Source organism: Cohnella cellulosilytica (genome assembly GCF_042431195.1).
Taxonomy (GTDB): domain Bacteria; phylum Bacillota; class Bacilli; order Paenibacillales; family Paenibacillaceae; genus Cohnella; species Cohnella cellulosilytica.
This window is the reverse complement of sequence record NZ_JBHMDN010000016.1, coordinates 40,740-60,893: the sequence shown is the minus strand read 5'-3', so window position 1 is coordinate 60,893 and position 20,154 is coordinate 40,740. Positions and strand designations below refer to the sequence as shown.

Annotated in this window: 13 protein-coding genes; 3 read left to right on the top strand and 10 right to left on the bottom strand. The window is 60.0% G+C overall.

The window, feature by feature from the left end; genetic code table 11:
- Positions 1–66 precede the first annotated feature (66 nt).
- The 6 genes from ACFFT4_RS12280 to ACFFT4_RS12255 all read right to left on the bottom strand — a co-directional run bounded on the left by ACFFT4_RS12280 (position 67) and on the right by ACFFT4_RS12255 (position 10,007).
- Entirely contained in the window at positions 67–1,236 is a 1,170-nt protein-coding gene (locus ACFFT4_RS12280; RefSeq protein ID WP_378048001.1) for an ABC transporter substrate-binding protein, read from the bottom strand.
- Between the two features lie 19 nt (positions 1,237–1,255).
- On the bottom strand, positions 1,256–2,443 hold the full coding sequence (locus tag ACFFT4_RS12275; protein WP_378047999.1) for a CaiB/BaiF CoA transferase family protein: 1,188 nt from the start codon (positions 2,441–2,443) through the stop codon (positions 1,256–1,258).
- Between the two features lie 55 nt (positions 2,444–2,498).
- Positions 2,499–3,281 carry an enoyl-CoA hydratase/isomerase family protein gene (locus ACFFT4_RS12270; protein WP_378047997.1) on the bottom strand — a complete coding sequence of 261 codons (783 nt, stop codon included), beginning with the start codon at positions 3,279–3,281 and terminating at the stop codon, positions 2,499–2,501.
- Positions 3,282–3,444: 163 nt separating this feature from the next.
- A complete protein-coding gene (locus tag ACFFT4_RS12265) occupies positions 3,445–4,233 on the bottom strand; it encodes an SDR family NAD(P)-dependent oxidoreductase (protein WP_378047995.1) in 789 nt (262 codons plus the stop codon).
- A gap of 25 nt (positions 4,234–4,258) precedes the next feature.
- Positions 4,259–5,938: a substrate-binding domain-containing protein gene (locus ACFFT4_RS12260; protein WP_378048427.1), complete on the bottom strand. Its 1,680-nt coding sequence runs from the start codon at positions 5,936–5,938 to the stop codon at positions 4,259–4,261.
- Positions 5,939–6,716: 778 nt separating this feature from the next.
- Complete coding sequence (locus ACFFT4_RS12255; protein WP_378047993.1) at positions 6,717–10,007, bottom strand: glycosyl hydrolase; 3,291 nt, start codon at positions 10,005–10,007, stop codon at positions 6,717–6,719.
- Between the two features lie 195 nt (positions 10,008–10,202).
- Between ACFFT4_RS12255 and ACFFT4_RS12250 the strand changes: the two genes are divergently transcribed.
- Together ACFFT4_RS12250 and ACFFT4_RS12245 are read left to right on the top strand one after the other, a co-directional pair.
- Positions 10,203–11,078, top strand: coding sequence for an AraC family transcriptional regulator (locus ACFFT4_RS12250; protein ID WP_378047991.1), 876 nt, complete (start codon positions 10,203–10,205; stop codon positions 11,076–11,078).
- A gap of 169 nt (positions 11,079–11,247) precedes the next feature.
- Entirely contained in the window at positions 11,248–12,750 is a 1,503-nt protein-coding gene (locus tag ACFFT4_RS12245; RefSeq protein ID WP_378047990.1) for an L-arabinose isomerase family protein, read from the top strand.
- Positions 12,751–12,820: 70 nt separating this feature from the next.
- Here the strand turns inward: ACFFT4_RS12245 and ACFFT4_RS12240 are convergent, their stop codons facing one another.
- Entirely contained in the window at positions 12,821–13,849 is a 1,029-nt protein-coding gene (locus ACFFT4_RS12240) for a glycoside hydrolase family 88/105 protein (protein WP_378047988.1), read from the bottom strand.
- Between the two features lie 168 nt (positions 13,850–14,017).
- On the opposite strand from ACFFT4_RS12240, the gene ACFFT4_RS12235 reads away from it, so the two are divergent.
- Complete coding sequence (locus tag ACFFT4_RS12235) at positions 14,018–14,965, top strand: helix-turn-helix domain-containing protein (protein ID WP_378047986.1); 948 nt, start codon at positions 14,018–14,020, stop codon at positions 14,963–14,965.
- A gap of 30 nt (positions 14,966–14,995) precedes the next feature.
- Here ACFFT4_RS12235 and ACFFT4_RS12230 read toward each other — a convergent pair whose 3' ends face one another.
- The 3 genes from ACFFT4_RS12230 to ACFFT4_RS12220 form a co-directional block, all read right to left on the bottom strand.
- Complete coding sequence (locus tag ACFFT4_RS12230; RefSeq protein ID WP_378047984.1) at positions 14,996–15,898, bottom strand: NAD-dependent epimerase/dehydratase family protein; 903 nt, start codon at positions 15,896–15,898, stop codon at positions 14,996–14,998.
- Complete coding sequence (locus tag ACFFT4_RS12225) at positions 15,895–16,953, bottom strand: LacI family DNA-binding transcriptional regulator (protein WP_378047982.1); 1,059 nt, start codon at positions 16,951–16,953, stop codon at positions 15,895–15,897. Before ACFFT4_RS12225 ends, ACFFT4_RS12230 begins: the two co-directional genes overlap by 4 nt.
- A 123-nt stretch (positions 16,954–17,076) precedes the next feature.
- Positions 17,077–20,145: a beta-galactosidase gene (locus tag ACFFT4_RS12220; RefSeq protein WP_378047981.1), complete on the bottom strand. Its 3,069-nt coding sequence runs from the start codon at positions 20,143–20,145 to the stop codon at positions 17,077–17,079.
- Positions 20,146–20,154: the final 9 nt, after the last annotated feature.

Below are 20,154 nucleotides of genomic sequence, written 5' to 3'. Positions count from 1 at the left end.
CTCCGCCCGCTTTGGGGAAGGCTTTCGGATGTCGACTTCGACCGAGCGGGCTTTCGGATGTTGGGTCTACACGAGCGTTTCCTTGCGCACCGTCGCGTATAACCGATTCATATCTGCGATAAGCTGCGATCGGTCCGCTCCCTTCCCTTGCCGGAACCGAACGAGCGCTTCGTGCAGCAGCGCCCCGGCCCGCTCCTGGAAAGCCGGGAACGCGGCATGGCGCGGGCGCAAATAACTGGCGGCCAGCGTCGCATACGTGTCCGCGAAGAAGCCGTGCGTATACCGATTGACCTCGGCATCCCGCCAGGCGCTCCCGTGTCCCGGCTGCCCTTCGTGCCTGGCGTACAAGGTGCGCTGCAGCTCGCCGCCGGCCAGAAACCGAACAAATTCGACGGCCGACGGAATGTCGGAGGACGAAGCGGACACCGCGATGCCGACACCGCCCAGCAGCGCCCCCCTCGGACGGCCGTCCTCGCCCGGGATGTCGGCAAAACGCAGCAGCTTCCCGGCAAACCCGCTTCTGGCGTAATTCGAATAGCCGAACGCCAGCGGAACGTAGACGATGTCGTCCTCCTTCGCCATCCGGTCGTACATCTGGATCGGGTTCGAAGCAAGCGACGATTCGTGCAGCAGCGGCAGCAGACGAAGCATCCGCTCAAGAGCGGCTTCCCCTGTCCGGCGCGGTATGCCGTCCGTCTCGCTGAAGAATGCGTCCCCTCCCTCCCCGGCGCACAGCGTAAGGAAGCTGCACATCGCGTCCGTCGGGCAGAGCGGCCAGCCGACTCGGCGTCCCGGAGGCAGCGATCGCGCCAGCGCCTCGACCTCCGCCCAGGAACGGGGCAGCTCCTCTTGGCCGATGAGATCGGGCCGGTACGACGCTACCTGCGCCGCCGCGTCCACGGCCAGCGCCCACTGATGGCCGTTCCACTCGTAGCTGCGGTAACTGGGCCCTATGGCATGCGCCGCCTGGTCGGCCAGAAAGTCCGCCGGAAGATAAAGGTCGAGCGGCGCCAGCGCGCCTTGAGCGGAGCTGATTCCGACATGAGGATGATCGATCATGAGCAGATCGTATTCGCGCGCCAGCACGTCGACCGGAGAATCGCCGAAATCCTTGAGCGAACGCTTCTCCCATTCGATCCGGATATCGGGGCGAAGCCGCCTGAACTCCTCCGACGCCGCCCGGACCGGCTCGTAGCCGCGCGCGTGATCCCACGTTATGCCGCGAAGTGTCGTCATATTGTGTTCCCCTCTCACCTTAAATGACGCCTTTGTCTCCCAAAGATTCGATTCTCTCCGGCGCGTAGCCGAGCTCGCGAAGAATCTCGCCGTTGTGCTCGCCGATCAGCGGCGGATGGCGCAGAATCTCTCCGGGCGTCTCGCTGAACCTGACCGGAACGTTCACCGTGCGGACGGCTCCGGCCGTCGGGTGCTCGTACGAAGCGAACGCCTGGAGATGAACCGCCTGCGGGTCCCGCTCCACTTCAAGGTGATTTTTCACTTCGGATACCCACATGTCCCGCTCCAGCATTTTCTCCATCCAATAACCTGTCGTTTGCTTGATCACGCTGGCCTGAATCCGGTAGAACACCTCGTCCCGCTTGTCGTATAACGTTCGCGGATCGTTGAATTCGTTCAGCCCTTCGTCGCCCAGCACCTCGGCCAGCACCGGAATCGGATTGACCGAAATGCACATATAGCCGTCGGCGGTCTGATAGATGCCGAACGGAGCCGACTGTCCCGGGTGCGCGATGCCCGATTCCGGCCGCTCGAACAGCTTGCCCGAATTCAGCGTGACCGCGAATTCCTGCAGCTGGTGCGTAAGCAGACACTGGTACAAATTCACTTCCAGCTTCTGTCCTTTGCCGGTTTTCTCCCGGTAATAGAGCGCGGATAACAGCCCGTATACGATGTTGTACGCGCCAAGCTGATCGGCAATGCCGGTGCCCAGCGGCGTCGGCGGCGCATCCTTGCGTCCGGTCAGAACGGTCAAGCCGCTCAGGGATTGGATCATCAGATCCTGCCCCGGACGCTCTGCATAAGGTCCGTCCTGTCCGTAGCCGGTGCTGGAGCAATAAATGATGCGCGGGTTGATTGCCTTCAAGTCGTCGTAGCCGAAGCCCAGCTTCGCCATCACGCCCGGACGGAAATTCTCGACCACGATGTCGCATTCCTCCGCCAGCTTATAAATAATTTCCTTCGCCTCCGGCGTCTTCAGGTCGAGCGCCAGCGACCGCTTGTTGCGGTTAAAAGCCAGATAGCAGGGCGATTCGCTTCCCCCGACCCAGTAGTTCAGGAACGACCATGCCCGATAGCTGTCGCCGCTGCCCTTGCGCTCCACCTTGATCACGTCCGCTCCCAGGTCGCCCAGCATTTGCGTGGCGAAAGGGCCTTGCAGCAGATGGGTGAAATCCAGTACCTTGATCCCCTCTAACGCTTTTTCCATCATGGTCTCTCCTCCAGTTGTTCGTGCTTCCAGCAGGGCTGCTCCCCGCGCCGGTTTATTTCCCCTGAAAACGCGGCTGTCGCTTCTCGGCGAACGCCGCTATGCCTTCTTTGGCATCATCGCTGCAGAAGAGGTTCGCGAGATAAGAGCGGTCGTACGCCTGAGCGGATTCCAGGCTGGCGTCCCGTCCCTCGTTCACGAGCTTCTTGAGCGCCTGAACCGCCAGCGGCGCCTGCTCCGCAAGCTGCGCCGCCTGCTGCATCGCCGATTCCAGCAGCTTGTCGTGCTCCGTTACCTGATTGACAAAGCGCAGCGCCCGCCCTTCCGCCGCATGGACGAACCGCCCCGTCATCAAGAGCTCCTTGGCCATATATGGGCCTGCGACGCGCGCGAGCTTCTGAACGCCGCCTCCGCCCGGCACCAGGCCGAGCTTCACTTCGGGAAGCCCGAACTTGGCCTTCTCGGAGGCGATCACGAGGTCGCAGGCCATTGCCAGCTCGAAACCCCCGCCCAGCGCGTAACCGTTCACCGCCGCGATGACCGGCTTGCCGCAAGCTTCGATCACCCGGTACATTTCGCGCCCTCTATCCTGAAAAGCAAAAAACTGCCCCATATCGAAATCGTGGTAACCGCCGATATCCGCACCCGCCATGAACGCCTTGCCGGTGCCGGTCAGGACGACGGCATGGACGTCCATTTGCTCATGAAGCCACCGGAAGCACGCCGTTATCTCTGCCATCATCGCATCGTTCATCGCGTTCAGCTTTTCCTCGCGCCGGATCGTCACCTTTAACACGCGGTGCGCGCGTTCCAGCTCCAAATACGTATAGGCGGGCATTTCCTTCGTTTCCTGGCGTTCCGATTGTTGCGGTTGTTCCGGTTGTTCTGATAGTTTCGGTTGTTCCAGTCGTTCCGATTGTCGCGATTGTTCCGATTTTTCCGGTCTTTCCGGTTGTTCCATTCGTTCCAGCCTCCCTTTTCGATTCCGCGTCTCTCCCCCGCTATTCTCCGCGAATCGTTTGTCCCCCGTCGATAACGAACGTCTGCCCGGTAATAAATGCGGCCGCGTCGCTGCACAAATACATGACCAGGTCCGCCACTTCGGACGGCTGCCCGAACCGCCCGACCGGATGCGCCCGGTTCCAGGTGTCGATCAGGGCTTGCGGGTCCTCCACCTCTTCGAAAATTTTCTCGTTCATCGGCGTCATAATCGTCCCCGGCGAAACGGCATTCACGCGAATGCCCTTGGAGGCGTAATCGATCGCGATCTGGCGGGTCATGGCGAGAATGCCGCCCTTGGTCGCCGCATAGCCCGCCCAGCCGTGAAATCCATGAATGGCCTGCGTCGAGCTGCAGTTCACGATCGCGCCGCTGCCTTGCTTCTCCATATGGGGCAGGCTGAACTTGCAGCCCCGAAAAACGCCGCCCAGGTTAATGTTAAGAACCCGCTGCCAATCCTCCTCGCTCATCGTCGCGACGTCTCCCGGGATCGCTACGCCCGCGTTGTTATAGACCGCGTCGATTCGACCGGTCCACCCGACCGCCTCGTCCATCAGCTGCTTAACGTCGCTTTCCGAGCCGACGTCGGTCTTCAGGAAGCGGACCCGGCAGCCTTGCGACCGAAGCTGCTCCTCCAACTGTTTCCCTTTGTCTGCATCTATGTCGGCGATCGCCACCGAAGCCCCGGCCTCGGCAAACCTGCGGACCGCCGCTTCGCCGATCCCCATCGCCCCTCCGGTTACGACGGCGGTTTTTCCGCTGAAATCGTAAGTTACCGTTCCTTTTGCCACAACTCCTCACCCTCTCCTCGCTTGCTTATTGGAAGTATCGTTCATTTTCCGCCCAGCGCTGCTCCAATTCGGCCAAATTCGTCGCATCGTAAAGCTTGTACGGGATCGGACGGATCCACACTTCCTTCCCGGGAAAATCCCGGATCAGCGGCCTTCTCTCCATCTCGTCCGGCTGCGTTCCCGCCATAAGGAGGTTGGCGACGCGAACGGCCGCAGCCGCCGCTTCATCCGGCCGCTGGTACACCGTCGCATGCTGCTGCCTCGCCTTAATCAAACGAATCGCCGAGAGATCGCCGTCTCCGCCTACCACGAAAACTTTTCCCGCCTGCTTGATCTTGACCAGTTCCTCGACGACGCCTTCCGCCATCAGATCGGTGCCGGCGATGATCGCATCGAACGTTGTCCCGGCAGCCGCAAGCTCCGCGACGATCTGCTTCGTCTCTTCCTTGCTCCACAGCGGAACGGAAATAAACTCCGCCTTCATGCGATCCTCGTATTTTCGAAGCACCGCTTGATGCCCCATCGACATGTTGCGGGCGTTATCGTTATACGGATCGCCTTCGAGCAGCAGCACTTTCCCTCGTCCCTTCAACCGCTTGGCCGCATACTCCATCTGCATGACCCCCTGCTCGTAACCGTCCCCGCCCACGAAATAATCGACGAAACGGCTGCGGGAGGGACGCTGGAAACAAATGGCCGGAACGTTCTTCTCCCGCGCCTCGCGAAACAGCGAATCCGAGGAAGCCGCGTTCACCGGCGACAAAATCGCGCAAGACGGCTGCAGCCTGTCGAGAACCCAGTCGAGATACAGCTGCTGCTTCCATTCCAAATCGTGCGCGGTTACCGCAAGCATCGGCGGCTCGAACTCCCGCTCGAACGTCTGCAAATAGGCGAGCGCTTTCTGGGAATGGAAGTTCGGCAGCGAGACGAACACAAGACGCCGATCTTGCGTCGGCTGCGGTGCGCCGTTCGCCGGACCGATCTGATTGAATACGGACCGGAAAGCGTTGCGAAGCTCCGCCTCGTCCGTCTGCATCTTCAGCTCGATCGCGACGGCGGCTGCGATCTCGCCAAGGACGTTTCTGACCGGAACCGCAAGGCGGTACAGCCCCTGTGTCTCGTCGGCTTCGAATGCAATGCCCAGCGTCCGAACCTCCTTAAGCTCCCAATAGAGCTCCTTCCAATGGAGAAAAGATCGGCCAAGCGGGCTGTTCGCCTGCTCGTTATGAAGCCAAATCTGGCGAATCTCCTGTTCGGTGCTTCCGCTTAAGCAAGCTTTGCCTAACGCCGAAGTGCTTAGCGGGAACCGGGCGCCGAGCAAGGGGCGGCTGTCTCTTTCCGGATTCGGCCTGCGGTCGATCGCGAACGCAACGACGACATGGTCCCCCGCCGGCACGCCGACCTGGACGGAAACCGCCTGCTCGACGGCTTCGTCCAACCGCTCCGCCCAACGGATGGCCGCCTTCATCTCCGCCGAGGTTTGCAGACGCTGCATCCCCAGCGTAATAATCCGGGTCCCCAAGGAGTACCGCTTCGTCCCCGGATCGAATTGAATATATTTGCGATTGACGAGCGTCTTCAGCAGCTCGAATCCGGTACTCTTCGCAAGCTCGAGCCGCTGCAAAATTTCCGTAAACGTATAGCCCCCCGGCGCCTCCGCCAGCAGCTCAAGCACATCCAGAGCCCGGTAAGCGGACTTAACCATTTTCACGCTGCCACCCCCTCTATCTCCTGTCGCATATTTCGCAGTGAAGAACCTCACCTCTACTATTCGATTATATCTTGCCGTTTTATCGCTTTGAACATGTTTGATTAAGAATTTAGTTCATGTATGCGAAAAATTGAGTGATGTGGGTTGCTTAGTCGATGTCGCATCGTTACGTGGCATGGGGGAGGTGCTGAATTGTTGATTTTGGAGGAGAGCGGGCGGGGATTAGCAGGTTTCTTGGAACATCGCCAGCCATTTGGCGAGTTTTTGCGGGACGATAGCAGGTTTCTTAGAACATCGCGAGCCATATGGAGGTTTTTCGCCGGACGATAGCAGGTTTCTTAGAGCATCGCGGGACATTTGGAGAGTTTTCGCGGGACGTTAACAGGTTTCTTAGAACATCGCGGGACATTTGGAGGTTTTTCGCCGGACGATAGCAGGTTTCTTAGAACACCGCGGGACATTTGGAGAGTTTTTGCGGGACGATAGCAGGTTTCTTAGAACATCGTGGGACATTTGGAGGTTTTTCGCCGGACGATAGCAGGTTTCTTAGAACATCGCAAGCCAAGTGGAGGTTTATGGAGAGACATGACAGGTTTCCATACCCCAGCACACGTTACGTGAGCACAAAAAACAGGGGATACCCCTCAGCCATGTGTTGCATGACGTACGGGACATCCCCTCGTGTGTTTCCTTGCACAGTGTTTTACTCGTAGTGTTTTACTCGTAGTGATTTACTCGTTTTGTTTTACTCGCAGAGTGTTACTCCCAGTATTTACTCCAACACTTCCACAACGAAGTCCGCGAACAAGCCGTAGTCGATCAGGTCGAACTCCCGGGCCGGAGGAGGGCCGTACATCGGCGATCTTTTCCAGTTGCCGGGCCAGGCGGTATTGCGGGGCTTCGACGGGTCGAAATGCGGGCCCATCAAGTTTTTGAACGAGCCGGAGACGCGGACGGTGACTTCGGCGGTTGCTCCAGGCTGCGCATATGGCGTAATGTCCAGGCTGTTGTCGTGGTCGAGGCCGATCATTCCGGCATCCTTGCCGTTCACTTGAACGCTCGCGATTGTACCTCTCCAATCGGGCAACGCAACCCTGATCTCGCGGGCGGCGGCCGGAACGTTTACCCGCTTGCTGTACACAAACGCCGAACCGTAAAACGGATAGCCCTGCTCCTTCCACGCGCCCACCGCGAGCCCGCGCTCGGGCTTGCCGACGACCCACTCGCCTTCGTTATCCGTTACGGAAAAGTCGCCCGTCAAATACACGGCCTCAATCTCCATGAAGATCGAGAACGGCTTCGCCTCGAGCCGAATCACATTCTCTCCCTCCCGGACGGCTTCGCGAATCGATGCTTGCCCCATATGGTGGTCCAGCCAGCAGGTGCCCGGACGCAGTTCGACGGCAATCCCGTTGACGCGAATATCGTACAGCTCCGGACGCTCGACCATCAGCTCGAGCTGCTCGGGTATCCCTCCCCCGGCTACGCGAAAACGATACTGCACCGCGAACCCCGTCCGCTCGTCGAACGACGACTCCCGGTCGAGCAGCCGGCGCTTGAACTGCACCCCGTTGTCCCAAGGGTTCATCGAAAAGCCGTGATACTCAAAGGCGAAGCGGTTCGCTTGCGTCGTGTACAGTCCCGAATAGGTTTTCTCTCCCAAAGTAAGATCGCAGTAGGAGATAGGGAAAATGTTCGGCTGCTCGGGCGTGACGACCGATGGTTCCGCCGGAAGACGGGTTCTTGCCACGTTTGCGTCTCCCGACGCATGCATGCCGTCAACGTCGGCTGAAGCATTGGCGATTTTCTCCGGATACACGCGGATGAGCAGCGAACCGGAACCGGCCAGCGAAACCGGGATCGCAAGCTGCCCCTGCTCCGCTCCCGCTAACGAAGCCGCCGAATCGGAACCATCCCGAGCCACCGGGATAACCCCCTCCACCGAACCGGAACCGCTCTGAGCCGACGGGATAGCGACCCCCTCCTCCGGAAGCGAAGTCACCGAGCCGGTAAGCGGGTCCCAGATTTCTCCGTAACGTCCTGGAACGATCAACGTGTCCTCGACCCGCTGCGCAAAGCTGTTGACGATAAAATAAAACGTGCTCCCATCGTCCATCTCGCGCAGCAGCTGTGTCACTCCGGCTCGCTCCCGGATGCCGGACCGCCAGACGGATCGCGGACGAAGCGTCTCCCGCAAGGCGGAGTCCGTCTGCGCGAAGCCGTCGACGGAGATCCAACCCTGCATGCCCGTTAGCTCGGACGCCTGCCAGCTTCGCCCTTCCTTCCTGCTCAGCCCGTCGTTCCAGGCGATCACCCTGCCGCCGCCGGCCATAAATCCGCGCAGCAGCTCCACCGTCTCGCTCTTTGCGTTCAGCATGCCGGGCGGCACGATTACGACGTCGTATGCCCGGTTCGCGACCTGAATTTTCTCCCCCGATACCGAGCCGTGCCGCGCCATAATATATTCGTCGCACCAGTCGTAATCCCAGCCCGCGTCGATTAAGCGCTGGGCCAGCTCCCGGGTTTGAACGATGCCGAGCTTATAGCTTTCGTTATTCTCCAGATCGCCCGGAGTGAACAGGAAAGACGACGTTGTCGGGTTAAGCACGAGAATCCGGTTGTACGTCTTGCCCTCCGACAGCGCGAAGGATAGCCGCGAGAAATAATCGTTCAGGCCGCGCAGCTCGTCCCACCAAGGCTGCCGCCAATCGAACGATTGCGGGTGGTCCCGCTTGCGCGCGCCGACAATCGTCGAATACGTCAAATGCGGATTCAGGAAGTTGATTCCGTTGGCATACAGCCAATCTCCAATTCGCTTGAAATCCTCGAACGAAGCGTCCCAGCCTCCCGCGCCGAACGCTTCGCACAGCACGCGAGGGCGGTCGAATTGGTTGGCCGCGCTGTGAACCTCCCGGATTCCGATCGCCAGATGGCTCGTCTCGGCCATGAGATCGCCGGCCGGAGCGTTATCGCGAAACATATGAGTCAGGAGCATGTCGATCGCCGGCCAATGCATGTACTCGTACATGGACATGACGGCCGGAGAGCTCCGATGGAACGGATGAGGCCAGTTGTGCTCCAGGTAATGGCCGGTATAGGCGATCCCGTTCCGCTCGCACCACTCGGAAATCGGACGCACCGAATTATCCGTCCACAGCTGATGAATCGTGGCGTAGAAATCGTACCGCACCCGGGCCGCGTCCCTCTCCGGGTTCGCGCTCACGGCATCGCGGAACAGGAACGGCAAATAATCGAGCAGATCGTAGCCGTTCCGCTTGGCGAATTCGGAGGCGAACCAGTAGCTGAACGGAAGGAAATCGGCGCCCTCCTGGAACAGGTTGCCCGGCGATATTTCCGGCTCGTCCGTGAACAGAGCGGGAATCGACGTTCCGAACCGGTCGCCGAACCGGCTTCGATACTGTTCGTGCGTCGTCCGCAGGAAATGCTCGGTCACCTCCGGACGCAGCAGGTCCGTATAGGCAAAGCCGCCGAGCCAGTTGTTCGTCTCCGGCGTGCCCAGCTCGAACACCCAGAAGCTTTCCCCGCGGCTCGTCCACTCCGCGGCGGGCAGCAGCGTGACGTCCTCGGCGATCTCCCATGTCTCCGCGTTGCGGCGCATCGCGAAAGCGCGGATCGGCTTGCCGGGACGGTTCAGCATGGCGGAAGGCACTCGCGTGAGCCGATCCAGCTCCTCGAGCTTGTATTCCTTGAACAGGACGCAATTGGCCAGACAATCCGGCAGCTCCGAAGGCACATGTCCGCCGGCAAATCCGGAAGGATACGAATTCTCGTCGTAAATGTACAGCTTCAGGCCGAGACGCTCCGCCTCCTCCAAAGCAATCCCCCACAAGATGAACCACTCCTCGGACAAGTACGGCGTAATCAAGCCCGGCCTCGGATGCACGAACGCGCCGCCGTAGCCTTTGTCCGCCATTTTCTGCAATTGAAGGCGAATAGACTCGGGCTCCATCTCATCGTTCCATACCCACAAAGGGGCCGGGCGATATTCCGAAGTCGGCTCGACAAACTTGCCGCGCCAATCCATCTCTTTCCGTTCGCTCATCTCCGTCATCCTCCGCATCGCGTAATCGCTTTATTTTCTCCCGACAGCCTTTGATCGAGGCCGGGAAGGCAACTTTACACCTGTTTGCCGATTATGAAATAATAGTATGACAACTCAAGTGTATCCGGTTTAATTCCAAAACGCATCACAGGAAGTTGAGAGAAAATCCTAGTATCTTGACGGAGATGTTATAAGATGACCTCATTCAGCGAAAATTTTGCTTCCCTCTGGACGGAATCGTCCGTGCGCCTCATTGCGACGCCGAGCAAAACCGCCAGATCGGCTTTTTTCTACGTGCAGGAGGTCGGCCATTTCCAGACGCTGCCCGGATATTTTACGGAACGGGAGCATCTGAATTCTTATTTGGTCGTCTATACGGCGGCCGGGAGCGGAACCTTGAAATACCGGAATCGCACCTATACGCTGGGGCCCGGCCAATTATTCTTCATCGACTGCATGGAGCATCATTACTATACGACGGACCGGCATAACCTGTGGGAGCTGGTCTGGGTTCATTTCTACGGAGGGACGAGCCGCGGATACTACGAGCAATTCGCCAAAAGCTCGAACCCGATCCTTACGCTGGATGCGGCCTCGCCGATTCCCGACACGCTCGGGCAGCTGATCCGGCTTCATCAACAGAAGGATTTCGGGACGGAGCTGCTCGGCTCCCGGCTGTTGGTCTCGCTGTTGACGGAATTGCTGCTGACCGCCAGCCAGCCGCAAGCGGACACCGACATTTTGCCCCATTTTATCGCGCCGATCGTCGACTTTCTGGACAAGCATTACACGGAGAAAATTCGTCTGGAGCAGCTGGCCGAGCAGTTTGCGCTTAACAAATTCCATCTCGCCAAGACGTTCAAGAAATATATGGGAGAGACTCCGAACGAATACGTCATCAACCTGCGGATCAACAAAGCGAAAGAATGGCTGAAGTATTCCAACGTTCCGGTGGAAGAGATCGCCGCCAACATCGGGATCGAGAATGTCAGTCATTTCATCAATTTGTTCAAGAGCAGGGTCGAAACGACGCCGCTGGCCTTCCGCAAAAAATGGCACTCCCTGAACTAAACGCCCGGGTCGTCCGAACCGAGTCGCCCGAAACATCCCCGTTGTCCCGGTCGCAGCAGCCCACTCAAGAAACTGATATTTTTGCCCATCTTCCTTGGATGTTTTTAGACGTTCAAGCGCTTACAATAGGCTTAAAATGTTATTATTTTGAGCTATGGAGCGTGTAATCATGACGATACTGTCCCCCCTCAAACCGGCGAAAAAGGCGAGAATCGGCCTGTACTCGATCGGCCTGGCCGCTTATTGGAATCAGTTCCCCGGACTCCGGGAGCGATTGATCGAATACGGAGCGTTCCTGGAAAAACAAATGTCCGCCTACGGAGAGGTGTTCAACTTCGGACTGGTTGACGAGGAAACGAAGGGGAGGCGCGCAGGGGAATGGTTTAACGAAAAAAACGTCGATTTGATCTTCTGCCATTCCGCCACCTATGCGACAAGCGCGTCCGTGCTGCCGGTCCATCAAATTTGCAAAGCGCCCGTTGTCGTGCTGAACCTGCAGCCGACCGAAAGGATCAATTACGCGCAATCGACGACGGGAGAGTGGCTCGCGCATTGCGGGGCGTGTCCGGTTCCGGAAATCTCCAACGCGTTTAACCGGGCGCGCATTCCGTTTCGCGTCGTAAACGGCTTGCTCGGCCTGGACTATACCCCCTCCATTTCGCTGACGAACGAGATAACCAAGGACCGCAAGGAAGCGGTTCGCGCTTGGCGGGAGATCGAAGAGTGGATTCGCGCCGCGTCCGTTCCCCGCAACCTGCGCCATGCCCGGTTCGGTTTTCTGGGCAACACGTACAGCGGCATGCTGGATATGTACAGCGATTTTGCCATGGTGCAGGCGCAGACCGGGCTGCACGTCGAAGTGCTGGAAATGTGCGATCTGGATCGGATGCTGAGGGACGTCACCCCGGACGACGTGAAAAGAAAGCTGGAGGAAGTCCGCGCCATGTTCGAGATCAGCGGCGATTCCCCCTCCGACCCGATCGCCAGAAAACCGTCGGAGGAGCAGCTGGATTGGTCCTGCCGGGTCGCCGCGGCGCAGGAGAAGCTCGTGCGCGAGTACGAGCTGGACGCCTTGACGTATTATTATCACGGCGCTCCGGGCGGAGAATACGAGAAGCTCCAGGGCGGGTTTATCGTCGGGCACTCGCTGCTGACGGCGCAAGGCATCCCCTGCTCCGGCGAAGGCGACTTGAAGACGGCGATTGCGATGAAAATTTGCGATCTGCTCGGAACCGGGGGCAGCTTCTCCGAAATTGTCGTCGTCGATTACGTAGACGAAACGATTCTGCTCGGCCACGACGGCCCCTTCCATATCGCGATCTCGAACGGCAAGCCGATTTTACGGGGAATGGGGCTGTTCCACGGCAAGCAGGGCACCGGCGTTTCGGTGGAAGCGAAGGTAAAATCCGGGCCGATTACGACGCTGAACGTCACCCAGACCGGCGACGGCAACCTCAAGCTGATTATCAGCGAAGGCGAATCGACCAACGGAACCATTATGGCCATCGGCAATACGCAAACGCCGGTCAAATTCCGCGAGCATCCCGACTTGTATATGGAAAAATGGTTCGCCGAAGCCCCCACCCATCATTGCGCCATTTCCGTCGGACATAACGCTTCCCTGCTGCGGAAGGTCGGCACGCTGATGGACGTGGCTCAGGTGACTTTGTAGAAGGGGCTTGCCCATCCCCCAGGCGGCAGAAGGCTGATCTGATGCACCCCGTCCGTCCGGGGGGATGCGGCTATTCCAAATAATCGCTCAGAAGCATAAGCGCTAACCCTTGGCCGTAAAGCGTCGGTTCGCACCGGATGCGGTTATAGGCCTCGATCGTTTCCATCACCGGCGTTCCGCTGGAGACGCCGAGCACCTCGCCGGTGTCGGCAATCCGTTCGAGCGCCGCTTCCAACGTCCGGTCGGCGGCCGGGAGAAGCGCGCGTTCCAGCAGCCCGTCGCGAACGCCGCGCACGATTCCGCAAGCGATCCCGCAGCTGCCGGACGTCTCGCGGTAGAAATCCGGCCGGTCCATGACCGTGCTCCACAGCCCGTCGTCGTTCTGGCGGCGGACGATCGCCTCCATCATGCGCGAGTATCGCTCCCGAAGCTCCTCCGGGATCTCGGTCAAGCCGTTCACTTCCGCTAAAATCTCCGGCACGCCTACGGCGATCCAGGCGTTGGCCCTCGTCCAGCGCGCCGCCGACATGTGATTTCCGGCCATGCAGTTCCAGCCGTGGAACAGAACGCCCGTCTCGCCGTCCTGCAGCAGACGCAGATGAAGCAAGGTTTGTTCGACCGCCTCCGCGGCATAGGCTTCCTGCCCGGTCAGCCGGGCCGTTCGCGCCAGAAACAGCACGGCCATGAATACCGTGTCCGCCCATACCTGCTCGGTAAACACCGCGTTCTTCTCCGTCACCGTATGCTCCAATGCGCCCTCTCGCGTCCTCGGCGCCTCGCTTCGCAGCCACTCGGCAATGCGAAGCGACGCTTCCCGATAATACGAATCCCCGGTATGCCGGTGCAGCTGCGCATAAATCGCAAAAGGCGCAATCGAATTGATCGTTTTTAAGGTCTCCGACTTCTCCCGGTTGTTCTCCTCCCATTGCTGCAGGAAGTCGAGAACGTCCCGTCTCCGCGCTTTCGTCCCGTAATCCGCAATGGCTGCAACGCCGACGCCCGGCACCCAATCCCACGCGTTCAAATTCAGTCCCCAGCTGTCCGCTCCCTCTTTGCGCATATACTCGTATACGCGCGAAGCGCTCTCCTGCACGTTCATGCCCATCTCTCCTCCATCGGCAATAGCATCGTTCGTTCGCTACCACTATAGTCGATACGAACCTTCAGAAGATAGGCATTATTCCGATAAAAACTGGGGAATCGTCCCGCTTTACGTCTGCTCAGGCAAAAGTTACAATGGGGAAAATGAAACGAAGGAGCCGCCCGCATGAACACAGAGCATTCGGCACGATGCGGCCTCACGGCAAGCGGCGCTGGATCGGTCGCAGCTGCGGATGCCGAGCCGGCGGGACTTGCGATTGACAGCGACACCAACCGCATGCTGCGGAGCTATCCTTTGCATTGTTCGTGGAGAACGGCGCTGCCCCACCAGCAGATGCATGCGCACGACGGATTCGAATTGTATTTCTGCCTGCGCGGCTCGGGGTCCTATTGGGTGGGCGATCGGGTGTATCCGCTGGAGATCGGTACGCTGACGGTCATTCGGCCGCACGTTCTGCACGTGCCGATGATGCCGGCCCGCGCTCCGCTGGAGCGGTACGTGCTGGCGATCCGGCAGGAGTACGTGGAAGAGCTGACGGAGAGAGTCCCCCAATTTGCCGAATGCCTGGCGCAAGTCGCGCCGCCCGGCGCGCCGTCGGCGCACTGGCATTTGCCGCCGGCAGCGCTCGCCGAAGCCGAAGCCGAAGCCGCACTGAGCGCCCTGGCCGGAGAGCTGAGCCGGCGCGAGAACTTCTTCGGCTTATCGGCGCAGATGTGGCTGATTCGTCTGTTTATCGCGCTGGCGCGCGGGGGGATGACGGAGAGACCGGAGGCGGAATACGACGCCGCCTCCGAGCCCGTCATTCGGCGAATACTTCGGTATATCGGCGAGCACGGCTCGGAGCCGCTGGAAGCGGAGGATTTATGCGAGCGATTCCATCTGTCCCGCTCGCAGCTGTTCGCCCGCTTCAAAGCCGCGACCGGCTATTCGCTCCGCCAATTTATTATTCGTTATCGCATGGAGAAAGCGAAGGATTTGCTCCTGCGCCGACCCGATCTTGCCGTCTCGTCCATCGCGGCGCAGTGCGGATTCGGCGACGAGTCGCATTTTCATCATATGTTTAAGCGGCATCAGGGCGTAACTCCCCGGCAGTACCGGGTCGGCCGAAGCTAACGTGACGCCCTCGTCGAGATTGGCGGCTTTCTAAGCCTCGACCACATCCGCCAAATACGCGACGTGCTCGCGCATCCTCTCGCCCGTAACGAATTTGAAGCCGAATTCCTTCTCGATCTGCGAGACGTCGTTGCGCCCCTTCCGCGGGTCGCGCCCTTTGTCCTCCAGCACGATCTCGCTGCTTGAGCCGACGTAGTCGACAGCGATTCGGGCGACGTCCGCCCAGGTCGTAAATTCCGTGCTGACGCCGGTGAACAGCTGGCGATTGTGGTCCGAGCCGAGCACGGCGGTATAGATTTTGGCGAGATCGCCCGCCCAGATGAACTGGGTGCCGTCGTCCCGGATCAGATGAATCGGCTCGCCCGCCTTGGCCGCTCTGACAAAGTTGCGGATTTTCATATCGGTATAGATAGAGGCGCCGTCCACGACGGGATTGCCGAACGTATAGCCGGGCCGGATAACGTTGCAGCGGATGCCGTATACTTGGGCCATGGCGAGAAAGAAATTTTCGGTGGCCGCCTTCGTCGCTCCGTAGAAATCGGTCGGGCGCGTGCTCGTATGCTCGTCGAAGACGTCCCTCGCCTCTCCGTAAGCCGCGATCGAGGAGGTATAGATCATGTTGCGGATGCCGAGCGATGCGGCCGTCTCGAAAATATACAGGGAAGGCAGCGTGTCCGCCCCCATCATATCGACGGCCGTATCGCCCCAGCCGAGCGCGATATGGATGACGGCGTCGCAGCCTTCAAGCCCGCGTCGTATCGCCTCGCGATCGGTCAGCGTTCCTTCGGTGAACGAGATCGCCTCGCTGCCGAGGAAGCCGCTCACCTTCCGCGGATTTCTGGCCAGAATATTCACCCGATGGCCCAGCTTAAGCAGGTCGTTCACAACATAGGAGCCGATGAATCCGGTACCGCCGGTTACAAATATATTCATGTGATGTCCTCGCTCTCTTTGTTAGTCCAATTGGTCGAGCCTCGATAGACGACTCTGGTAGGCGTCCGAATCATTTCGTACGGCCGCTCCGGATGGCCGATCCGCCAGATGATCTCTTCGGCGGCGCGCATCCCGAGCTCGGTTTTGAAGCTGTCGACGCTCGTAATATCCAGCAGCTGCGCCTCCGAGACGTTGTCGAAGCCGCTGACGGCGATGTCGTCGGGCACGCGGAGCCCTTTTTCCCGGAGCGCCTGGATGACATTCACCGCCGCAAAATCGTTGGCGCACACAAAGGCTGTCGGATACACTTCCATCTTCCGGATGCCTTCCACGATCGCTTCCGCCGTCAGGCTGCGGGAACCTTCGCTTATGAAGCAGTACGCCAGATCGATCGGAAGCTCCGCTTTCTCCATCGCGCGGCGAAAGCCGAGCCAGCGCTCCCGGAAGCTCCGGCAGGTGTGCTTCTCTCCGACATAACCGATCTTCCGGTGACCGTCCCTGATCAGTCGGGAAGCGATCTCGGTAATCGGCTGCTCGTTGCACAGCATGATCGTATCGACCATCAAGCGGTATTCGTTGGCATCGGTTACCGTATCGACCGACACGACCGGCAAGCCGAGCTCCTTGATCTTCTCGATATGCCCCCGCTCGAAGTTGCCCAGCGTGACGATCCCGTCCGTCAGATCCGGGAGGAAGTTGCCCGGGAGCACAACCGTCTCATGCTCCTTCAGCTCCAAGAAGCAAATGTTCATATCGTATCCCTGCGACACAAGAACGTTCACCATTCCGTCGACCACCTTGCTCCAGAAGGAACCGGTGTTGCCGCCGCTCAGCGTGAACAGGCTGATCAGCTTGCGGGCGGACGGAGCGTTGGACGACTCGCCCAGCGCCTCCTGCACTTTGGCCGGAAGCTGGTAGCCCATCTCCTGCGCCTTGGCCAGAATGTGCCGCCGACTCTCCTCCCGTACGCCGCTGCCCCCGTTTAACGCCTTGGATACGGTGATTCGGGAAATATTAAGCGCATTCGCGATATCCTGCTGCGTTACTTTTGTCACAGTCGTTTCCCGCTTTCCATTGGTCTGTGTTTCACTGTGACAAGTATAACGCACTCCGCTTAATAATGTAATATGAATGTAAGCAAAACCGCTTCATGTAAACAAGATCGTAAAATCGTCCGCCTAATCCGCTATCCGCTGCAGCCGCTCCGGAGTCCGGTCGCGGTAGCTGCACAGCACCCTGCCGTCGTCTTCGGCAAGGAACATCGCGATCCGATCGGCCGGGAGCGCGAGACGATACCGGCTGCCATTCTCGCGATCGGACAGCACAACGGTCTGATCATACCCGCATTCCGAGACGACAATATACAGATTCGCCCGTTTGAATGGCAGCTTCTTGAGCAGCACGCCGCAGCCGTCCCCCTCTTCAAGCTCGAGCGGCGCGCGGACTCCGGCCTCCTCCGCCGCGTAACGATACAGAGCGGCGACCGTGTCGTCGTTGCGGTTCAGCTCCGCCGGGAGCGGCGACCAGACGATCTTGCCCTTGCCGCAGGGGACGACCCGCACCTTGTCGGCATCTTGCCCGGCGACGGACTCCTTGTCGACCCATTCGTACTGGTCGCCGCCGAACGATACCGGCAGCGCCGTCCCGTTCAGATCGAGCGTCTCCTCCCGCCGGGTCGCGCGGATCTCCGTCCGCAGCCCCAGCGCTGCCGCGCGGCTGCCGACCGTCCGATAGTATTCGTCCCGGCTGAAGACGCCGGTCAGCAGCAGGGTGCTTCCTTCTTCCGCCGTCTGCCGCATGAGCCGCTCCCACGCCCGCTCGGAGAGCGAGGCTGCGCACGGCAGAATAAGCAGCTTGCTGCCATGCAGCTTCTCCAGGTGGTATTCGCCGTAAGCCCTGAAGGGCAGATGGAGCCGGTAACCCAATATGCGGGCGGCCGTCTTGGTGGCCGGCCCGGCATAGTCGCGCACCGAGAAGTTGTTGGAGTACGGATAAATTACCGCGATCTCCTCTTCCCTCCGCTCCTCGAACCACGGTCCCGCCTCGCGCATAAAGCGGCCGAAATCGTAAGAGACGTCCGCCTCCGGCTTGTGGCTTCCGTCGGGCAGCACCGCCCCGATATTGACTTCGTTCATGGAAGTCATATAGACGTTGATGTTCCAGATCCACTGCACGGCCCCGGCGTTGTTCGCGGCAAAGGCGAGCGCGTACTTGCGCTCCAGCATATTGCGCAGCTCCTCCATATTGCGGCGCGCCTTGCCGTCCGCCGTCTGCACGTACATGATGCCGGTCTCCTGGATCAGGCACGGCTTGTCCCGCTCCTTGCTGAAGACGCCGTCCCAGTACAAGTCGTCGTTCAGCCACCAGGAATGGTTGGTCGTGTAGTCCACCTCCTGCGCGAAGAAGAACGGCGACGGCCGCTTGCCGCGGAGCGCCTCGTCCTGCCCGACGGTGACGGGCTGCGGCGAGCCGGCCGCGCGGATCGTCTTCGTCATCTCGCGAATCCAGCGGTTCATGACCTCCTGCGTGAACAGGATGTAATCCATCGTCTTCATCGGCTTGCGCAGACCGGAGTAGGTGACCCCGGCGTCCATATCCTCCGCCGTCGGCAGAGCGGCGTCCGCGAAATCCGGAAGCTCGGCGGGTGTGCAGTTCCAGGCCGATTGCAGCGAGGCGATATCCCCGCCGTGCTTCTCGCGCAGCCAGCGCGACCACTCCCGGCGCTCGTGCGGGTCGCCGTTGGGAGCGGGACGCCACTGGGTGCGGATCGTGCTGAGCGACGGCTCGTTGATCAGATCCCACGAGACGCCGCGGCTGTTCGCGTGCCGGCTGACGACGCTGCTGACGAACCGCTTCTGCGCCATCAGGCTGCGAGGGTCGAGGTAGGGATTCCGCCCCTCCCACGCGTCCGGAGAGAAGGCAAAGAAATTGAACACGATCGCCACCCGGTGGCGGGCCGCGGTCAGGAACATGCCGTCCATCATGCGCAGAAATTCCTCGCTGACAACGCCGTCGTTAAAGGCGATCGTCCGCACGCCGGTCCAGACGCCGGTGCGTATCATATTGATGCCCGCGCCCGCCATCTCCGCGATGTCGCGGTCCCACAAATAAGCGTTCGGCAAATACAGAAATTTGCGGTGAACGTCCGACTGCATGTAGGTCATGCCGACGATCGGAGCCGGCTTGCCGTCCAACAGGAAGTAATCCCGCCCGGCAGAGAGCTCGGGGCCGCTTGCAAGCAGCTCGCAGTCGTAGCCCCAGAAGCCGCTGCGCAGCGTTCGGACGATGTCCCCGCCTTCGATCCGGGCAGCTATGGCGTAGAGACCGGCGCTTACCTCAATCGGCAGGGATACGTTGCGATAGAGCGGCTCGGGGCCCAGCGGAATCTCCAGCTCCCCTGCCCACACCGGCTCTCCTTCGCGGGTAAGCTCGAGCTTCATTCGCGCATTCGGCAGCTCCTTGCGGAAGCTCTGGAGATGCACGATCAGCTCGGGACGCTCCCCGGGAAAATAGCTGGCGTAGTTGGGGCGCACGATAACCTCCTGCACGCCCTCCGCCGCATAGATGGCCGCCTTCTCCAGCAGCGCCGCGCCTCCGCTCCAGAAGCGGGAGCTTGTCTCCATATTGATGAAGATCCAGCGTCCGCCGGCAAACTCGCCCTTCGTATTCTCGATCATCACAATCGGGGAGGCGACGTGCCGGCCGTCCCCGGAATAACCGCGCAGCAGCGGATACAGGTTCGCGTCCATCGGACCGCTGCTCCCGTTCTCCTCCGGAATGTCGTCGTGATGCGTGAACCGCACGATCAGCCCGACCGTGTCCGCCGGCTCGAACAGCTCCTCGAACCCTTCGAGCAGAGGCAGATCCGGATTGCCGGCCAGAGAGTCGTAGCGTTCCTTCGGAATCCTCAGCGCATGGCAGATATTCAGCTTTTCATGGTACGCGGTCTGTTCGTTCACCGGATCGAAGCCGCCTTCCCGCTCCACGGGAACCGAGAGCGGCGTGCCTCCTCCGACATGAACGTACCCCGCCCCGGACGCCAACTGTCTTTCGAGAAAGGTCCACATGCTTCGGGGAATATACCGCCCGTGAAGATTAACGATTACGTCGAAGCTTTCCGGGCCGTATTCGGCAAAATGCTCAAGATCGAGAAGCCGGAAGCTTGCGCCCAGCCGCTCCAGATCGTCCGCCCCGGGCCTCTTCCCGTCGAACGGGATTTTCGGATCGTAGATCAATGCCGCCTTCATGTCCATTCC

Bases quoted from the DNA above. Each gene is read 5' to 3' on its own strand.
- ACFFT4_RS12280 (WP_378048001.1), bottom strand. From the start codon at position 1,236: ATGACGACACTTCGCGGCATAACGTGGGATCACGCGCGCGGCTACGAG.
- ACFFT4_RS12275 (WP_378047999.1), bottom strand. From the start codon at position 2,443: ATGGAAAAAGCGTTAGAGGGGATCAAGGTACTGGATTTCACCCATCTG.
- ACFFT4_RS12270 (WP_378047997.1), bottom strand. From the start codon at position 3,281: ATGCCCGCCTATACGTATTTGGAGCTGGAACGCGCGCACCGCGTGTTA.
- ACFFT4_RS12260 (WP_378048427.1), bottom strand. From the start codon at position 5,938: ATGGTTAAGTCCGCTTACCGGGCTCTGGATGTGCTTGAGCTGCTGGCG.
- ACFFT4_RS12255 (WP_378047993.1), bottom strand. From the start codon at position 10,007: ATGAGCGAACGGAAAGAGATGGATTGGCGCGGCAAGTTTGTCGAGCCG.
- ACFFT4_RS12250 (WP_378047991.1), top strand. From the start codon at position 10,203: ATGACCTCATTCAGCGAAAATTTTGCTTCCCTCTGGACGGAATCGTCC.
- ACFFT4_RS12245 (WP_378047990.1), top strand. From the start codon at position 11,248: ATGACGATACTGTCCCCCCTCAAACCGGCGAAAAAGGCGAGAATCGGC.
- ACFFT4_RS12240 (WP_378047988.1), bottom strand. From the start codon at position 13,849: ATGAACGTGCAGGAGAGCGCTTCGCGCGTATACGAGTATATGCGCAAA.
- ACFFT4_RS12235 (WP_378047986.1), top strand. From the start codon at position 14,018: ATGAACACAGAGCATTCGGCACGATGCGGCCTCACGGCAAGCGGCGCT.
- ACFFT4_RS12230 (WP_378047984.1), bottom strand. From the start codon at position 15,898: ATGAATATATTTGTAACCGGCGGTACCGGATTCATCGGCTCCTATGTT.
- ACFFT4_RS12220 (WP_378047981.1), bottom strand. From the start codon at position 20,145: ATGAAGGCGGCATTGATCTACGATCCGAAAATCCCGTTCGACGGGAAG.